The 17,518-nt window shown below is 62.4% G+C and carries 15 protein-coding genes; 5 read left to right on the top strand and 10 right to left on the bottom strand.

Annotated features, from left to right (window positions below):
• Nucleotides 1-76 precede the first annotated feature (76 nt).
• Nucleotides 77-805, top strand: coding sequence for a hypothetical protein (locus HY556_09025; GenBank protein ID MBI4393921.1), 729 nt, complete (start codon nt 77-79; stop codon nt 803-805).
• A 176-nt stretch (nt 806-981) separates the two neighbouring features.
• On the top strand, nt 982-1,863 hold the full coding sequence (locus HY556_09020) for a sugar kinase (GenBank protein MBI4393920.1): 882 nt from the start codon (nt 982-984) through the stop codon (nt 1,861-1,863).
• A gap of 184 nt (nt 1,864-2,047) precedes the next feature.
• Here the strand turns inward: HY556_09020 and HY556_09015 are convergent, their stop codons facing one another.
• The 5 genes from HY556_09015 to HY556_08995 all read right to left on the bottom strand — a co-directional run bounded on the left by HY556_09015 (nt 2,048) and on the right by HY556_08995 (nt 6,745).
• On the bottom strand, nt 2,048-3,004 hold the full coding sequence (locus HY556_09015) for a hypothetical protein (GenBank protein ID MBI4393919.1): 957 nt from the start codon (nt 3,002-3,004) through the stop codon (nt 2,048-2,050).
• A gap of 6 nt (nt 3,005-3,010) precedes the next feature.
• Nucleotides 3,011-3,853 (bottom strand): IS3 family transposase, encoded by an 843-nt coding sequence (locus HY556_09010; GenBank protein MBI4393918.1) that lies wholly within the window; start codon nt 3,851-3,853, stop codon nt 3,011-3,013.
• On the bottom strand, nt 3,850-4,158 hold the full coding sequence (locus HY556_09005; GenBank protein MBI4393917.1) for a transposase: 309 nt from the start codon (nt 4,156-4,158) through the stop codon (nt 3,850-3,852). The genes HY556_09010 and HY556_09005 overlap by 4 nt, the downstream gene beginning before the upstream one ends.
• Before the next feature lie 553 nt (nt 4,159-4,711).
• Nucleotides 4,712-6,001, bottom strand: a complete 1,290-nt coding sequence (locus HY556_09000) for an amidohydrolase (GenBank protein ID MBI4393916.1) — start codon at nt 5,999-6,001, stop codon at nt 4,712-4,714.
• Nucleotides 6,002-6,745, bottom strand: a complete 744-nt coding sequence (locus HY556_08995) for a hypothetical protein (GenBank protein ID MBI4393915.1) — start codon at nt 6,743-6,745, stop codon at nt 6,002-6,004.
• A gap of 174 nt (nt 6,746-6,919) precedes the next feature.
• Between HY556_08995 and HY556_08990 the strand changes: the two genes are divergently transcribed.
• Nucleotides 6,920-8,161, top strand: coding sequence for an MFS transporter (locus HY556_08990; protein MBI4393914.1), 1,242 nt, complete (start codon nt 6,920-6,922; stop codon nt 8,159-8,161).
• A gap of 108 nt (nt 8,162-8,269) precedes the next feature.
• A complete protein-coding gene (locus HY556_08985; protein ID MBI4393913.1) occupies nt 8,270-9,478 on the top strand; it encodes a hypothetical protein in 1,209 nt (402 codons plus the stop codon).
• Nucleotides 9,479-9,513: 35 nt separating this feature from the next.
• On the opposite strand, the gene HY556_08980 is transcribed toward HY556_08985, so the two are convergent.
• The 4 genes from HY556_08980 to HY556_08965 all read right to left on the bottom strand — a co-directional run bounded on the left by HY556_08980 (nt 9,514) and on the right by HY556_08965 (nt 14,469).
• Nucleotides 9,514-9,825: a 30S ribosomal protein S10 gene (locus HY556_08980; protein MBI4393912.1), complete on the bottom strand. Its 312-nt coding sequence runs from the start codon at nt 9,823-9,825 to the stop codon at nt 9,514-9,516.
• Between the two features lie 319 nt (nt 9,826-10,144).
• Nucleotides 10,145-11,440, bottom strand: coding sequence for a hypothetical protein (locus tag HY556_08975; protein MBI4393911.1), 1,296 nt, complete (start codon nt 11,438-11,440; stop codon nt 10,145-10,147).
• Nucleotides 11,441-11,750: 310 nt separating this feature from the next.
• The gene (gene tuf, locus HY556_08970; protein MBI4393910.1) at nt 11,751-13,025 is read right to left on the bottom strand and encodes a translation elongation factor EF-1 subunit alpha; all 1,275 of its coding nucleotides are present in this window, start codon (nt 13,023-13,025) and stop codon (nt 11,751-11,753) included.
• A gap of 100 nt (nt 13,026-13,125) precedes the next feature.
• Nucleotides 13,126-14,469: a hypothetical protein gene (locus HY556_08965; protein ID MBI4393909.1), complete on the bottom strand. Its 1,344-nt coding sequence runs from the start codon at nt 14,467-14,469 to the stop codon at nt 13,126-13,128.
• 202 nt (nt 14,470-14,671) lie between these two features.
• On the opposite strand from HY556_08965, the gene HY556_08960 reads away from it, so the two are divergent.
• A complete protein-coding gene (locus HY556_08960; protein MBI4393908.1) occupies nt 14,672-15,319 on the top strand; it encodes a glutathione S-transferase family protein in 648 nt (215 codons plus the stop codon).
• A gap of 265 nt (nt 15,320-15,584) precedes the next feature.
• Here the strand turns inward: HY556_08960 and HY556_08955 are convergent, their stop codons facing one another.
• Nucleotides 15,585-17,387 carry a thioredoxin domain-containing protein gene (locus HY556_08955; protein ID MBI4393907.1) on the bottom strand — a complete coding sequence of 601 codons (1,803 nt, stop codon included), beginning with the start codon at nt 17,385-17,387 and terminating at the stop codon, nt 15,585-15,587.
• Nucleotides 17,388-17,518 lie beyond the last annotated feature (131 nt).

The following is a 17,518-nucleotide window of genomic DNA, read 5'->3' as shown; positions in this document are numbered from 1 at the left end:
CGCCCGACCCGGCGCCGTTTCCGGTCCGACCCATGCCAACATGAATATATGAGTGGCATCAGAACCCATTTCCAGCATGGTTGTCCTGACCCTTGCCTTCGCGGGCGCTTTGAGCATCGTCACCGGCGTCGCGTTCGTGATGGTCGGCCGCGCGGTCCACGCAAGGCCTGTGAGCGACGAGAGTCGCCTTGCCCGATTCGGCGCCGCCGCCTGGTGGTGGGCCCTCGGCGCCTATCTCGTGTTGCAAGGAAGCGTCACGGTAGTGGCGGCACAAGACGCCCTGACGCTTGAGATGTTCCTCCTCTCCAGGGTCGTCGCGAACCCTCTTCTTTGCATCTCCGTCTGGGGTATCACGTATTACCTCGTTCACCTGTTCACCGGGTCCAAGAAGGCGGCCATTGCGCTAGGCGCCTTGTACGCGACGGTCCTTGGGATCTTTTTCATATCGACCTTCGAGTCGGGTAGGACGCTCCGGGTCGATCCATGGATCGTCGGCCTCGACCCTGGCGGCGACCTCCAACGCGTCGTCTACGTGATGGTGGGCCTTCCGCCTATCCTTTCCAGCATCGCGTACCTCTCGCTTCTCACCCAGGTCACGGAGCCGCTCCAACGATACCGCATAGTCCTCGTTGCGGGCACGATCCTCGGCTACATCGGAAGCGGTCTGGTCGCGTTTCTGGGCACCGACGACACGTTGAAATTCGTCGTCCTCGTCGTGTTCGGCATGGGTGCTGCGGCCGCGAGCCTCCTTGCCTACTACCCGCCCCGCTTTGTCGTTAGATGGCTTGGAGGCGGCCCCGCTTGAAGTCGATCCTGGGGCGCCGGGAAGAAGCAAAGGAAGAGAAGGCGCCGAAGGAGCCACTTTCGTTCAGAGAACGCCTTCGCGAACCCGTTTGACAGCATTTCGCGGGGGGGCAAAGTGTTAATCCTTTCTCGCTCTTCGTCGCCCTCGTGCCAACCCCGGTCCTCATAGTCGGCTCCATCGGCATCGACGACATTGAAACGCCGTTTGGAAAAGCGGAGCGTGTCCTCGGCGGAAGCGCCGTCTACGCAAGCGCGGCGGCGTCACTTTTCGCGCCTGTCCGTTTCGTAGGGGTCGCCGGAGACGACCTTGAGAAAGGATCGTTCGGGTTCCTTGAGAAACGAGGGGTCGATCTCTCCGGACTCGAGACCGTGAAAGGCGGGAAGACGTTCCGATGGTCGGGACGCTACCATTTCGACCTGAACACTCGCGACACGTTGCTCACGGAGTTGAACACGCTTGGGACCTTCGACCCAAAACTTCCCCAATCCTACCGCCAGAGCGAGTTCCTTTTCCTCGGCAACCTCGTGCCCGCGATACAGTCAAAGGTCCTTGATTCGTTGGAGAAGCGCCCGAAGCTCGTCGTGATGGACACGATGAACTTCTGGATGGAGACGGCGCGCAAGGACCTGGACAAGGTCATCGCCCGCGTCGATTGCCTCATAATCAACGACTCGGAAGCCCGGGAACTCTCCGGCACGCACAATCTCGTGAAGGCCGCAGGACTCGTGCGGAAGATGGGCCCATCGACCGTCGTCGTGAAGAAGGGGGAACATGGAGCTCTCCTCTTCAACGGAAGCCGTGTTTTCAGCGCACCTGCGCTGCCACTTGAGGAGGTGTTCGACCCCACAGGAGCCGGGGACTCGTTCGCAGGCGGCTTCATCGGAAGCCTTGCCCGCGATGGGACGGTGACGGAGGACTCGATGAGGCGGGCCGTCATCGCGGGCTCCGCGGCGGCGAGCTTCTGCGTCGAGAAGTTCAGCGTGGATGGGCTGCGGGACCGGACTTCAGAGGACGTCGCTGCGAGGATGCAAGCCTTCCGCGAGCTCTCCATCTGGTGACGCGAGATCACCGGACGAATCACTTCTGCTGCGCCCTTGCCAAGACCCCTGTCACGCTATAGTCAAACTGCCAACGATCCTAAGTTGAGCCTGCAGAGGGCGCCGTGGGACGGGACCTAAGAAGGGGTGGGAAATCGAATTTGGCTTGTTGCATGTGCGCGTCTTTCTCCGAAAATTGCAGTGCTCACGGTGGCGTTTCCAGGCACCGTAGGTAGACGTGGTCCCGGTCACCCTTCAAGTTTAGCTCTGTGTAGACGACCCGGTTCTCCCAGACATCGATGCCCACTTGGAAATTGCCTTCGGCGACGGTGACACGTGTGGCCGTCGGGACATGATAGGCTTTCACGGTGTCACTACGGCGGATTCCTTGCACGTACTCTTGGTACACGATCCAGTCGCCAGCTACACGTGGGCGGTCCTGGTGCGCGGGTCCGGTTTCATTAAATGCTACGACCGAGGACGACCCATCAGATAAGTTAAGAAGGTGTATGTCCCAGTCGTCGCGGGGCGTGGGTCCGGACGCAACCATGTAGGCTACGAGATTCTCGTATACGTCCATCTCGTTGAGACCAGGTGGCGATTCCGCTAGGACTTGATTGGTTCCAGTGGAAAGATTATGAAGTATGAGCTGGGTGTGGTTACTCGGATTTTCGTCGGGTTCGGCAATCCAGACGACCTTATCTTTCCAGATCTCGCTCAAACCAACGATGTAGTCCGTCAGTCGCGTGAGGTTGCCGCTCGTGGTGTTTAGGACGTAAAGACCTCGAATATTCACGTCCTCAGTCTGGGATTCGAAAAGCACTAGGTCTTCGTAAAGCCCCCTTGTTCCAAGCTCAGTCTTGAAGGGAATCGGGAGAATTGACGAGTGGTCCGTATCGAGGTCAGCTGTCCAGAGTTGGATTCGTCCTTCTGATTTGAGAAAATCGCGCCACACGACGGTCGTGCCGTAGATGATGGGTACGCTCTGTACGGACGGTCCTGTAGCTAGAGCTCGTTTCTCGCCCGTCGATATTCGATATGCGAACACGTCGGTTTCATCCGAACCGGGCGGCGTTGGATGGTCGCTTTGCGCGTGCCACACTATCCAATCGTTCCATATCTGGGGGGCCCTGACCTTGGTGTGCGACCTGTTTCTCTGCACATCCCGTTATAGGTTTGTGCGTCCATTCGTCATCAATTCCGCGTAATACTCTTTCGGTGTCCGCCAGCCGAGCCTCTTTTGCGGCTTGACCTCGTTGTAGTCGATGTGGGCCGAAGCCAAGAAGGCTTCGGCCTCCCGGAACGAGTCGAAGGAGGCATGGCGGAGGTAATCCCGGTCTAGGTTGGCGTGCAGGCTCTCGATCATGCCGTTGTCTTCCGGTGTACGGACCTGGATGTGCTCGACCTCGAATCCGACGGCCTTCGCGTGATTCACAAATGCGTCGGCCCGATAGCAGGGACCGTTATCGACGCGGAGTCGCGTCGCTTGGACGCGACACGTCCTGGGGAAGCGATTCATCACGACTTGTTCGAGGAGCCGGATGGCTTCCCGGGACCCGCATCGCTTGTCGAAGACGTACCCGAGCCACTCGTTCGTGCAAGTATCGACGACGTTTTGCAGGTAGGCCCAGCCGTCTCGCCCGCACCAGATGTACTTGAGATCCATCTGGTACGCCTCGTCGGGACGGTCCGTCAACAACCTGCCGCGCTGCTTCGGAATCCTCGAACGAGGTTGTACGCACGGCCGCAGGGTGAGCTTCTCGAGTTTCATAATCCGCCGAACGGCCTTCTCGTTCACGCGCCTCCCAAGAAGGCGCCTGACCATCGCCGTGATGCGGCGGTACCCGAAACTGATCCGCTCTGCGGCGAGGTCCAGAACCGCGCGATGGACCTCCGGGTCCGTCGCGCGAAGCGGTCTGGCCTTCGGCTCGCAGTAGTACGAGCGACGTGGCAGACCCACCAGCCAACAGGCTCTACTCACCGTCACACCCCTCTCGACGAGGAACGTCACACACGCCCCCCCTTCCTTCCGGTCGAGAGCGACGCCCCCTTTTTTAACGCGTAATTCGCCATCGCGAGCTCCCCGATCGTCTCCTTCAAACGCGTCGTCTCGCGTTCGAGCTCGGCCTCGCGTTGACTCGGTCCCTCGCCTTGGAGGCCGCGCAAGGCGGCCTCAAGGAAGATCTCGCGCCATCGGTACAGGGTCGTGGTCGTGATCTGGTGTTCCCGGCGCAATTCGGCGGCCGAAACACGGCCGCCAAGAAGGGAAACGACGATCTCGCTACGCTGTTCCGGGGAAAATTTCGATTGCTTCACGCGCCACACCCGGCCCGTGAAACCATCGATCGTTCTTCACGCTTGCCCCTGTGCAGTGGAAACGGGGCGCGCACCAGGGCTCATAACGTTGAGGCCGTTCGGTCGTGAGAAGTGTTTCTTCCTGAACGGAGGCCGATTCGGCGAATTGGAGCAGAGATTGCATGCCCTAGCGCGCGGAGAGCGTGTCCGCGAGATAATCCGATACATCTACTTGCGGCCGGGCATCGATCAGCGGCTCCATTCCAGGTTGTTGGAGCGGCGCGAATCGACCGTGAAGTGGCATGTGGACCGCTTGGTGGCTGCTGGTCTTGTCCGTGCGGAGCGACGAGGGCGCTCAAACGGGTTACATTTGACAGCTGAGACCGGGACCGTGCTGTCTCGCATGTTACAGCTGCCGGCTTGAGTCGCACGAAGATCATGGTACTCCGAATCGCGCCAGACCCCTGATTGCGTCAAGCGTTGGCGCCCGCAGGCGGGCGAGGGGGTGGTGTTTAGGCCTGCCGTGCGAAGTATCCGCGAGGCGTATCGCGTGACGGGTAGTTGCCGCAATCCCCTAGCCCGCTATCCTGCGCGCCGCCCTTGCCGCAGCCTTGATCACGCGATCCGCGTTCAGCGTCGTGACCTGGTTGTCCCGCATGAGGACCCGACCGTCCACTATCACGTCCGAAACGTCGGTTCCCCGCGCCGCGTAAACGATTTGGCTCACAGGGTCGTGGAGCGGCTGCATGCGCGCGACATCCGTGCGGACGAGGACGATGTCGGCGAGTTTCCCCGCCTCGATGGACCCAAGATCCGCCGACCTTCCAACCGTCGCCGCACCGCCTCTCGTCGCCATGTCGAGCGCGGCTTGCGCCGGGACGATGCTCGGGTCCCAACGGTTCTGTTTGTGGACAAGGGCCGCGAATTTCATCGTCTCGAACATGTCGAGCGTGTTGTTGCTTGCCGGACCATCGGTTCCGAGGCCCACCGTGACGCCGGCCTCCAAGAGTTCGGGAAGCGGCATCGAGCCGCCCGTGCCTAGTTTCATGTTGCTAACGGGGCAATGGGCGACCTTTGCTTTCGCCCCGGCGATGAGGCGGATCTCTTCCTTGGTGATCCAGCCGCAATGCGCAAGGACCGTCCTCGAAGTCACGCAACCGTGGTCCATGAGTTGTCGCAAGGGACGGCGGCTATACTTCGCTTCGACGTCGTGCGTCTCGGTGCGGGTCTCGGCGCAGTGGGTGTGGAGCATCACGCCGAGCTCTTCGGCCAGTTTCCCGCACCAGTCGAGGGTCTTCGCGCTGCACGTGTAAGCGGCGTGGGGGGCGATGGTGGGGGTCACGAGCCCGCCGCCGTTCCACCGGGAAACGAATTTCCGGGCGGCGGGTTGCATCGCATCGTACTTCATCTCCGGTGTCCCGGCGTCGAGGACGGGGAACCCAACCCAACCGCGCAGCCCCGCCTTCTCGCAGGCCTTCGCCGTCTCGTCGGAAAAGAAATACATGTCATTGAAGGAGGTAGTACCGCTCGATATCATCTCAAGCATCGCAAGGTCGGCGCCGGCCCGGACGAGAGGTGCCTTAAGACGCGCTTCCGCCGGCCAGATCCTGTCTTTCAGCCATTTCTCCAGGGGCATGTCGTCCGCGAGGCCCCGAAATAGCGTCATCGGAGAGTGCGTGTGTGAATTGATGAGGCCGGGCAACGCGATCTTTCCGGTCCCGTCGATGACCGTAGTGCCGCGCGGGCGCTTGAGGCCCTTGCCGACCGCCTTGATGCGGTTCCCATCGGTCAGGATGTCGGCCCTGAGCACGCTGCGGCGGGCATCCTGGGTGACTATCAGCGCATCCTTGACGAGTAGTCCCAACTAGTTGACCTGCTGGAGAAGCGCGCGGTGGATCTGCTCGCTCGGCATCAACCGCTCGACGCGTTCCGCCCGGATCGTGGAATGGCCTTTTCCCTTAATGAGCCTGCCCGTGACCTTCACGGGCGCGCCCTTGAAGAGCATGCAATCGTCGTTTGCAACGACCTCGATGACGTCTCCCCCATCGGCGACATGCATGAGGCAGAGCCCGTCCGCGCCTCGTACAACGTCGCGGGCGATGCCGCTCGTCCTCACGCTGATGTTGTCCCAACGCGAAAGTTCCGCGATGGAGAGTTCTTCGACGCAAAGCTCGGCTTCGCGCCAGAGTCTAGCGAACTCGTTCTGGAGCGAGGTGACCAAAGCCTGGTCCACGGTCTCGATCCCGCGGGCCCCTTCATGGATGTGGGAGGAGAAGACGAACGCGCGGTCGTTTCCCACCGCGAAGTTCGCGGCCACTTTCGGGTTGACGCGGCACTCGGCGCTTTGGAGGAGTTGAGGTGTCACGAACGCGCCCTTTTCCTTGACCATGATCTTGGATCCGCGGGGTATGGCCGCGCGCGTGATCCTTTCGGCGGAGATGCAGACCGTTCCCGGGGGCCCCATCTCGTGGAGGTCCCAAGTTCCGGTGAAAGACGAGCGCTCTGGGTTCTTGAATCTCCGCATCGAGGCTTCGACGGCTATCGCGGTGGCCGCGACACCGGTGACGAATCCTAGGAGGATCTGGAGTATGTCCACTGGCATTTGCATCCCAGGATTTAATTCGGAGGCCGAGTATAAAAATATCGCGAAACGTATCTCCCCGAGCGTTTGCGCAAGTCTCGCCGAGGGTATGCGCTAGCTTTGAATAGCGTCCGCATCATCGCTTTCCTGGTGCTAGGCGTCGCAACCTCGCGAGGCCGGATGACGAAGGACCGAGAAGCGATGCCGACCACCGCGCCCGGGGCGCCATCGACGATCGGCGCCATCCTGAACCGCACGGTCATCGTCTCGGCGCTTGGCTACTTCGTCGACATCTACGACCTCCTCCTCTTCAGCATCGTGCGCGTGCCGAGTCTCCAGACTCTCGGGGTCCCGGCGACGGGAATGCTCTCCGCCGGCGTCTTCCTCCTCAACATGCAGATGGCCGGCCTACTCGTCGGCGGCATCCTTTGGGGGATCTTGGGCGACAAGCGGGGCCGCATCTCGGTGCTTTTCGGGTCGATCTTCCTCTACTCCGTAGCGACGATCGCGAACGCCTACGTGACCGACGTGACCACCTACGGATTACTGCGGTTTGTCGCGGGGGTAGGGCTTGCGGGAGAGCTCGGGGCCGCCGTGACGCTCGTGAGCGAGGTCATGTCGACGGAGACCCGCGGCTACGGCACCGCCATCGTGGCGGGTGTCGGCATCCTCGGGGCGGTCTTTGCCGTGATGGTCGCGAACGCGTTCCAATGGCAGACGGCATATCTCGTCGGAGGCGGCCTCGGACTCGTCCTCCTTTTCGCGCGGTTCAGACTCCGCGAATCCGGGATGTACAAGGCCCTCAAGCCCCAGACCAGCGGGCGTGGGGACATCCGCCTTCTCTTCTCATCACGCGAGCGGCTGGTCAAGTACGTCTCCTGCATCCTCATTGGCCTCCCCATCTGGTACAGCGTCGGCATCCTCGTGACGTTCTCGCCGGAGCTTGCCGCAGCCATCGGTGTGGTGGGTCCGGTCTCCGCGGGGACCGCCGTTATGTACAACTATGCAGGTGCCGCGCTCGGCGGGTTCGGCCTCGGTGTCTTGAGCCAGAAGTGGAAGAGCCGATGGTGGGTCGTGTTCTGGTCGCAACCCCTCACGATGGCCCTGGTCCTCCTCTTCATCTTCTCTCGCGGGCTCTCGGCGGAGGCGTTCTACGCCGTCTGTTTCCTCCTTGGGCTCGGTGTCGGGTACTGGGCGGTCTTCGTCACCGTGGCTTCAGAACAGTTCGGCACGAACCTCCGCTCCACAGTGACGACAACGGTGCCAAACTTCATCCGGGGGTCGGTGGTCCCGATCACGCTCGCCTTCCAGACACTCGCCTTGAGCGTCGGCCTCGTGAGAAGCGCCCTCATCGTCGGGCTCGCATGCATACTGATTTCCCTGGCAGCCCTAAGGAACCTGAAGGAGACGTACGGCAAGGACCTCGACTACCTGGAAAGTTGACGAAGCGCGGGCCCGCACGGAAGGCAAGTGTGCCCTATACGGCGTTCCAAGTCTTGAGACAACAACATATAAGAGCCCGTGTGGGAAAGCGACCGCGGTCGATTACCGATGGGCAAACGCGCCGTCCTTGGCTTCCTCCTTGCAATGCTCGCCCTCCTAGGGGCATTGGCGCCTGCGGCCTCCGCTCTTCCTGACACCGTGACCACGATGGGCGCTCGACTGCCGACGAGGAGCCAGGAGATGAGCGCGATCTGGGACGACCGCGATCGCCCGGACGCCGGGTGTCCCGGGGGCTGCGCGTACCTTTTCGGAGGGTTCTCCAGCGAAGGATCCGCGACCTATGACCGCATACTCAGGTACAACCCTTCCACCGACTCCATCCTCACGATGACGGCACGCCTCCCATACGCAAGGTATGCGACGAGTGCCGTCTTCGATGGCTCGAACGCGTTCATCTTCGGCGGTGTGGCGAGAGGCATCTCGGAGATAGCCGAGATCGTGGTCTACGACCCCGTGACCGATACGGCGTCCCTGCGACCGACGCTCCTTCCATCGCCGGTCGGACGGACGAGTGCCGTGTTTGACGGGAGAACGGCCTTCATCTTCGGGGGTACCACCGGCGCTGCGCTTCTTACGAGCGACAAGATCGTGGGATACGATCCCGCCACCGGGGTCGCTTCGACCCTCCCGCCCCCGGGCCAATTCGCTTCCGGGCGGGCCGGGACCGCCGCGGTACGAGTCGGGTCGAACGCCTTCGTGTTCGGCGGCGTGCCTGATCCCGGGCCGTCGACCGAGATCGTGCGCTTCGATACGGCGGGCCTCTCGGTTTCGACGATGGGACCGACTTTCCTTCCCGGGCGAGGGTTCGCGAGCGGCGTCTACGCCGACGGTGCGGCGTACATCTTCGGCGGGTCCTCGAACTACGGCAACCCTACCCCGCTCATCGCGAAGTACGACCCGACGAACCACTCGCTATCGGCGGTCGCGGCGGTGCTTCCGGCCCCCGCGCACGCCTCCGCCGCGATCTTCGACGGTAGGCACGCGTACGTCTTCGGCGGCTGGCCCGGCCTTACGCAAGACCTTGACACCATAACCCGGTTCGATCCCGGCGAAGAGACGCCGCCTTGGACGGCGTCGTCAAACCAGACGAGCGCCGGGGGCAACCGATCGAACGAGGGCAAGGAAGGCGGCAGGGTGGATGGGAACGCCACGGGGCAAGGTGACGGCGGGAATGCGGTCCCCGGGTTCGAAGGCGCGGCCTTGATCGGAGGCGCGGTGGCCCTAATGCGTAAGAGCGCGGCCCGTAGACGCGGTTAGGAGTGCGTCGCCATCGATCAGCTTCTAAGAACGCTCTACGAACGTAGGACGATCTCAATGTTCACGGAATCCGGCACCTGGATCCTCATCAAGGCCCGCAACGCCCGCTCGTCGGCGTCGATATCGATGAGCCTCTTGTGGACGCGCATCTCCCACCGTTCGACGGTGGCCGTGCCTTCGCCGTCGGGGCTTTTCCTGATGGGCACCGTGAGCCTCTTGGTCGGAAGCGGGATCGGGCCGGCCATCGCGACACCCGTGCGTTCAGCGATCTCTTTGATCTGCCTGCAGATGAGATCGAGCTTCGTCGGGTCGTGGCCTGCCAGACTGATTCGCGCCGTTTGAGCCATGTCGTTACCTCTTGGGTTCCTAAGCCCGTCGAACTACCGGCCGCCCCGGACTCTGGGGTGGCCGCAACCTCGACTGGCGTAGAGCCTCGGATGACGGCATCCTTTATAAGCGTTTGCCGCACGGGCGAGGAAAACTTCGGGGTGGCCCTCACGGTGGTTCCCTCTGATGGCCGACACCACGCGTCGGTGGTCTTGCCGTCTAACTCGGAATGGGCGGGCAATGCAGGGGACTTTCGTCTTCCGACTGCTCCCACGGGAACGCCATGGTGCATACCTCGGCCGAGGCCGGGACCAACACGGGGGACCGTCGCGGGACGGGTCAAGACGCAGAAGTCGCTTGGGCGTCGCCCGGCGCGAGGCAACCGAACCCCATGACGACGACGCCGCGCGCGACGTCGTTCACGTAGAGGATTCCCCGTTCGATCACGATGTCCCACACGTTCTTGAAGCCCATCGTGCGCTGGAACTCGTCGTTCGTCTCAGCGAGGATCGGCGGCGAGTAGTGCGCCATGGGGGCGATCGTGGCCGTCGCTAACAGTGGCGAGGCGCCGATGGTCGTCAGGTCGAAGACGTAGAGCCCCTCATGGTAGTGCGCCATGTAGAGGAAGCCGCGGAGAAGTTGCAGGCTGTGTTCGGCGTGGTTTGGCGCGGTCTTGTTGGCCTGCCACATGGCGAGGAGGACGGGCCTTTGGAAATCGGTCGCATCGTAGACTTTGAGGGCGTTCACGCCGACCTCCGCTATCGTTGCGACGATGCGGCGGCCGCCGATGGTCTCGGCGACGATAGAATGGGTGTAGCTCTGGAAGGGATCCGCGTTGACCCAGCCGCCGAGCTGCACGGGATGCGCCGGGTCGGAGACGTCGGCCGCGAGCCAACCCTCGAAACCATTGGCGACATACATGAGAGGCTTTCCAAGGATGTCATCGTCCAAGACGGTCATGTCATGCGGCCCGAGCGGACCACCGTTCAACGCGGGGGCGAAATTCGCGGCCCATGTTAGCGTGCGGTTCATGCCGATCCCTTCGAGCTTCAGGATATGGACGCCCGTATCGTCGTTAGGAGCGACGAACACCCAGTCCGCCCCATTGATCCGTTTTGCGGCCAACATGTGCATGTTCGTGTTCTGTTTCGGCGCCGGATAGTCCCAAACGGACGCGAGCCTCGGATTCTCCGGCATCGTGAGGTCGACCACACCGATGCTCGTGTAGTTGCCAAGTAGCGCGGCCTTTCCGTCCGGCGTCCACTTCACGTCGAGGACCTCTGGTGCAAAGTCTTCCAATGTCGAAAGGATCTCTGGATGCGCTGGGTCCCTGATGTCGACGACCTCGAGGCCTCCGAGTTGGTCGCGAGACGCAAGAAGGTGGTCGCCGCGCGCGTCGAGCATCTCGTGGCGCGACGGGTCGAACGTGACGAGGCCGATCTCTTTCAGGTTCGCGCTCGTCGCAGGCCCGACGGTCTCGACTCGGCACGGGACGCCGGAGAGGGTCTCGCGTATGGATTCGAAAGGATCGGGCGTGGCGAAGGCCCCCGAGTCCGCTCCGCTCTCGAGGGATGCCGGAGCCATGCAGCCAGCCGTCAATATTACGACCGCGAGGACGGCGATGGGTGGGCGCACGACCCTCGAAGAGGTTCCAGACGGAAAAGGAGATTGGCAAGACCCTAGCTCAATGCAGCCGGTTCAATCCGGTCGGACGATACAGGGGGCATTGTCGGTCCCGAAATCGACGGACGAGGAGACGACCAGCAGGGGTTTCTTGACACTCTGCAGCATGAGCCCCGACCGTACGGCCTGGGGAAAGGGAGGTAAGTAGAAAGAACGGGGCCGGGGGCAAACGCCCCCGACAGAATGACGCGCGCCGCCTGAGCGGCGCGTTGCTCGACCTCCAGGAAACCCCTCGGGTCTCCCCGGTTGTCTGGGAAAGCACCTACGCGGTGCGTTCCTCGATATCGACGCAGATCCCCGCCGCCACCGTGGTACCCATGTCGCGTATCGCGAAACGGGCCATGTGGGGGATCTCCTTCGACTTCTCGATACTGAGCGGGCGCTGCGGCTGGATCTTCACGATTGCAACGTCGCCGGTCTTCAGGAACTGCGGGTTCTCTTCCTTCGTTTGTCCCGTTTTCGGGTCAAGTTTCTTCTGAAGCTCGACGAAGGTGCACGCGACCTGGGCCGTGTGGGCGTGGAACACCGGGGTGTAACCGACGCTGATGGCGCTCGGGTGCTGCAAGACGGCGATCTGCGCCGTGAAGGTCTTCGCGACCTTCGGCGGCTTCTCCGGGTGGCCCGCGACGTCGCCTCGGCGGACGTCGCCCTTGCCGATGCCACGGACGTTGAACCCGACGTTGTCGCCGGGCTCCGCCTTCTGGATCTGTTCGTGGTGCATCTCGATCGACTTGACTTCGCCGTTCGCCCCGGAGGGTTGGAAGACGAGTTTGTCGTTGATCTTCAAGACCCCGGTCTCGACGCGGCCCACGGGGACGGTCCCGATGCCGGTGATGGTGTAGACGTCCTGGAGGGGAACTCGAAGAGGCAGGTCGGTCGGCTTCTTCGGGACATTCAGGCCATCGAGGGCCTTGAGAAGCGTGTCGCCCTTCCACCACGAGAGGTTAGGGCTCGCCTTCGCGATGTTGTCGCCCTTGTACGCGGATGTCGGGATGAACGGGATGTTCTCCGGCTTGAACCCGACCATCTTCAGGAGCTTCTCCATGTCCGCCTTGATGGCCTCGTACTTCTTCTGGTCGAACCCGACCATGTCCATCTTGTTGACGGCCACGATGATCTGGTCGACACCGAGCGTTCTCGAAAGGAAGACGTGCTCCTTCGTCTGCGCTTGGACGCCTTCCGGCGCGCCGCAGACGATGATCGCCGCATCGGCCTGGCTCGTTCCCGTGATCATGTTCTTGACGAAGTCACGGTGGCCGGGTGCATCGATGATCGTGAAGTAGTACTTCTGGGTGTCGAACCTCTTGTGTGCGATGTCGATCGTGACGCCGCGCTCGCGCTCTTCCTTGAGGTTGTCCATGACGTAGGCGAACTCGAAACCGCCCTTGCCCTTCTCTTCGGCCTCCTGCTTGAGCTTCTCGATGACGTGGGCTGGGATGGTGCCGGTGTCGAAGAGTAGGCGGCCGACCATCGTCGACTTGCCGTGGTCAACGTGTCCAATGACAACGAGGTTCAAGTGCGGTTTTTCTGCCATGATGAGTCCTCCGTAGAAGGAGAAGTAGTCGCGGAATAGGCCAACCCCTATATAAAAAGTGGGGGGTGGCTTGGGGCGCGCGGGCGGGTGTTCGGCCGGCCTATCATCCTTGCCGTGGCTGACCTATTTCCGGAGCGAAACCGAATGGGCCGGGCCGGAACTGGAAACGCGCTGCGAACGGCCCCTCGGATTGCGAGCGCTCGTGGACCGCTGGGACCGGAAGTGCCTTCGACACGAACGAAACGGCAGGTGCCGGCGGGAGCCCGATGAGCTGTTCGAGCGAGGCGCCGAGATCCAAGGCCTGGAAATAGATCGAGAACGAGGTGGGGGCGCCGGCCAATGTCACTCTCATAGTTGCTTCCCCGTGTCCCGATCCGCCGCCGCTCACGGTAAAGAAGGAAAAACCGCCGGGCGCTGGCACCGGGACCGGCAGGAAGAACGACGGCCGGGGGACAATCACGTCCGAGTGGGTGAGCGTTTCGCCGTGTAGGTCGGCCGATACCTCCCAGCGACCCATCGTCTGATCGCTGAAAATCGTGCCGGACGCGGTTCCCCATCCTTCGCCAGACGGGAGGTCGTAATGGATGGTGGTGTCGCGTGCCTGCGCGGGGTTGATCGCCAATGGGATCGCTTCGATGACCGTGGCATCGTCCGTTTTCCGCAATCCACTGAAGACGAGCAGGTTGCTGAACTCCTGGTAAAGGGCATGACGGAATCCTTTCCCTTGGCCAGTGACGGGAAGGAGACGGGGTGCGCCGCTCACGTTCGCGAGGAAATCCTCGACGCTCCGCGCGACCCGCTCGTCCGACTTTGGATAGTGGTCCAGGACTCGGAACGCCACCGCGAAATCCATGGGACCGGCCGACTCGGCCCCGATGACAAGGAGGACGCGCGCTCCGGGTTGGAGGTTCGTCGCGCCGACAAAGAATCTCGTGGGCCGCGAGGGGTCGGGTTGGTCAATGGCGACTGTCGCCGTCGGAATCGGCGGCCCTTCAAGCTCGTATGGCTCCGGCGAGACCGTCGTCCAAGAGTTGATGACCGCGGTGCCCTCATTCTCGACGAACGCGAGGAGCACCCACCGGTCGACCTTGCTCGCGGCCGGATCGGGGATCGGCGCGACCTCGAGCACGGCGTACTGGAGTTGCTGAAGGAAGGGGTAAGGCACCGCCGCCTGGTTAGGGATCGACCACGAGAACCCGGTCAAGGGTCTTTCCTTGCCCGACGAACCCACGGCCAAGAACCATTGGTTGATAAGCGGTTCGCTAACGAGCGGAAGCGCGCCGAACCGCTTGGCGATGTTGGAATCGAGTCGACCCGCCTTCATGGCGGATGAAAGATCCCCGGTGACGTCGACGGAGGCCGTCTCCACGTTGCCCCCATTGGCGCCGGGGCCCTGCGGATCCTGCGGTCCCACGCAGCCGCTGAGGGCGATTACCAGCGCGACCATTGCGGCCGCGAAAGGCCGAGCCCCACGTCCCATACGCCGGCAGGGACTTTACCGCCCCATCTAAGTTGTGGCGGGCAGGCGCTCCCCCCATGTCTACGCGCGCTGTGCCGACTACTTGGCCGTCAGATTGCCGGGTCGTGATGGTGGTCGACGTGAAGGCGCATGGGAGAAACGATAAAGAGTCGCCGCTGGGTTCGCCGCCATGATGCTCAAACTCTATGAGATTCCGTTCAGCCACCACTGCGTGAAGATCCGCCTCGCGTTGAACTACAAGGCCGTCCCTTTCGAGCGCGTGAACGTGAAGTACCACGACAAGAGGAACCTCATCGAGGCGTCCGGGCAGGACGTCGTGCCGTTCATTTCCGACGGGAAAGACAAGGTGGCTTACTACGGCAAGACCGACATGATCGACTGGGTCGAGGCGAAGTGGCCATTGCCGGCGCTCTACCCGAAGGACGTCCGCGGCCAAGCGAAGCTCATCGAGAACTGGGCGCACGAGGTGTTGGAAGAGGCCGTATTCAAGACGATCATCCCGGACCTGGCGAAGAAGTTCAGAGCGAAAGACGACGTGGAAGGCTACGTCTTCGAGTGGTTGAAGGAGATGCAGCGGGGCCCGTGGGAGGAGATCGTCTGGAAAGCCGCGAACACGTACCCGGAGAAGGTGAAGCCCCTCTACGGTTGGCTCGAAGAGTCGCTGAAAGGCCACGATTACATCCTCGGCGAGCCGAGTGCCGCCGACTTCGCGGCGTACGGCGCTATTTTCCCGCTCTATTTCGTCGGGAAGGAAGTGCCGAAGGACTATCCGCGGCTACGGGAATGGAAGGACAGGCTCTCCAAGCTCGACGCTTGAGATGGGCATCCCGCGAGCGTCCCTTGCGGCTCTTCCGGCGACCCACATGGTCAAGGCGAGGCGTGCGTTTGATGTTGGGCCGCGAGCGCGATTCCCGGCTCGCCCCGCGTTCCGGGCGCGTGGATGGGAACTGCGAACGAGAACGTCGATCCCTTCCCGGGCCCTGCGCTCTCGTACCAGATCCAATTAGGTGCAGGCTCAAATAGAAGGTCCCCCCGCGCGATCTGCGCTTGAACGCCGTTTAGGCCGGCCTGCGTCGCGTGGCTTATTCAATGAGAGTTCTCACGGCGGCATAGATCCCGGCCATCGCCCGCGCGGAATCCGTTATCGGCGCGGCGCAGGCGCTGCCGGCGCATGCGTAGATGGCCGGTCCTTCGTAATGCCGGAGCGCGATCTCGACCGCGTCCGAGTCCGAGTCGAGATGCTTCAGGATCTTCGCCGGGTGCCGGTAACGGACGGCGGCCGAACGCAGCTTCTCGACAGCGGCCTCGCCCCTTCGACCCACCACAACGAGCGTGACCCGTGGGCCTTCCACGAGCCTCACGGCCCGCGCGTAATCCGCGGCATGGAAACCGTACCGCTCGAATTCGCCCAAAAGCGCAATGACGCATTGCCGCGCCGATGTGACGATCGTCTCGTCACCGATTGTCTCGCCCAGTTTCGCCAGGACCTTCGCGGCGGCCGCGTTCTCTGAAAGGTTACGTTGCGGCGTCTTGAGGAGGCCGATCTCGTCTGGATCGGGGACCCTGTCACCGAACCCGCCGGACGGGTGAGCGAACGTCGAGAGGAAACCGCGCGCGATGCGCTCCGCTTCCAGAAGGTACTCGCGCTCGCCCGTCGCTTCATAACCGTCGAGGTACGCCTTCGCGCCAAAGACGTGGTCGGAAAAAAGCCCCGTGACGCCCGAACGACCCTGCGCGTGATAATGGCGCAGACCGCCGTCGTTTGACCGGAAGAGCTTGGCAAAACCCGAAAGCCCCTCAACGGCGCGGATCTTCGCATCCTCGAAGCCGCAGTAGGAATATGCCGCGAAGAGCGAGCTGATCATCTTTGCGTCGAGGTCAGCGTAGATCGTCTTGTCGATGTAGGGGGCTGCCATCCCCTTTCGGCCGGTCGCATCGCGCCCATAGTAATCCTCGTCGGCGTCCTGTGAACCGCCAAAACCCCCATCGTCGTTCCAAAGATTGCGGTTGGCGTAATCGATCATGCCGCGCGCCGTGTCCGCGAATACCTGTTCTCCGGTCAACGCAAAAAGATGCGCGCTGTTCAAAAGTAGCCCGGCGTTCACGTCAAGCATCTTCTCGTAGTGGGGCTCCGACCAGTCGGCGGTGACGCTGTAACGGAAGAACCCTTCCTCGACGGGGTCCCAGAGCGCCGACTCCCGGATCTTCCGCATCGTCTCCGCGGCCATCTGGAGAAGGCGTCCCTCTCTTGTCTCCTCGTAACGATCAAGAAGGAACTCTACCGTCTCCGGCATCGGGAACTTCGGCTCCATCCCAAAACCGCCGTAGACGGGGTCGTACGCCTGACGGATCGAGCCCATGACGTACCCCGTGACGAACTTGGAGTCGAGCTCCGCCAGGGCCGGCTTTCCCGTGCGATGCGGCGCATGTTCGTGGTCGTGTTCGGGCTCACCGTCGTGTTCGTGTCCGGGATGGTGTTCGTGACCGTGTTCGTGACCATGCCCTGGCGTTTTCTTGTGGCCGCCTTCCCGGAACAACTTCTCCACGTAATCCATCGCCTTCACGTAGTCGTCGGGCGGCATGTACGTGCCACCGACGATGACCTCGGCGTCAGGGGTCAGGAAGACGCTCGTCGGATAGCCACCGAAATTGTAGCGCTCGCGGATGTCCGGGCGCCGGTCGATGTCGACTCGCACCGGGATGAACTTCTCGTGCGCCCGAGAGATGACACGGTCATCCTGATCTGACGTCGAGTCCTGCACGTGGCACCAATGGCACCAGACCGCCGAGAGCCGAGCGAGAACCGGCTTGTTCTCGCGGCGCGCACGGTCGAACGCCTCGGGCGACCATTCGAGCCAATTGATCTTTGACGCTATCTTGTCCACGCTATCGGATACGATGTAGCATAGTCCGGTATAAGCCGGTTTGTGGCGCCGACCTTTCAAGCCTGGGCCTACCCCAGCAGTGATCGACTCCGTCGGGGCCTTCAAGCGATGGAAAGACCAAGCGGATTCCG

Source organism: Euryarchaeota archaeon, assembly GCA_016207515.1.
GTDB lineage: Archaea > Thermoplasmatota > SW-10-69-26 > JACQPN01 > JACQPN01 > JACQPN01.
The sequence above is the reverse complement of the archived record's forward strand: the minus strand, read 5'-3'. Positions and strand labels throughout refer to the sequence as shown.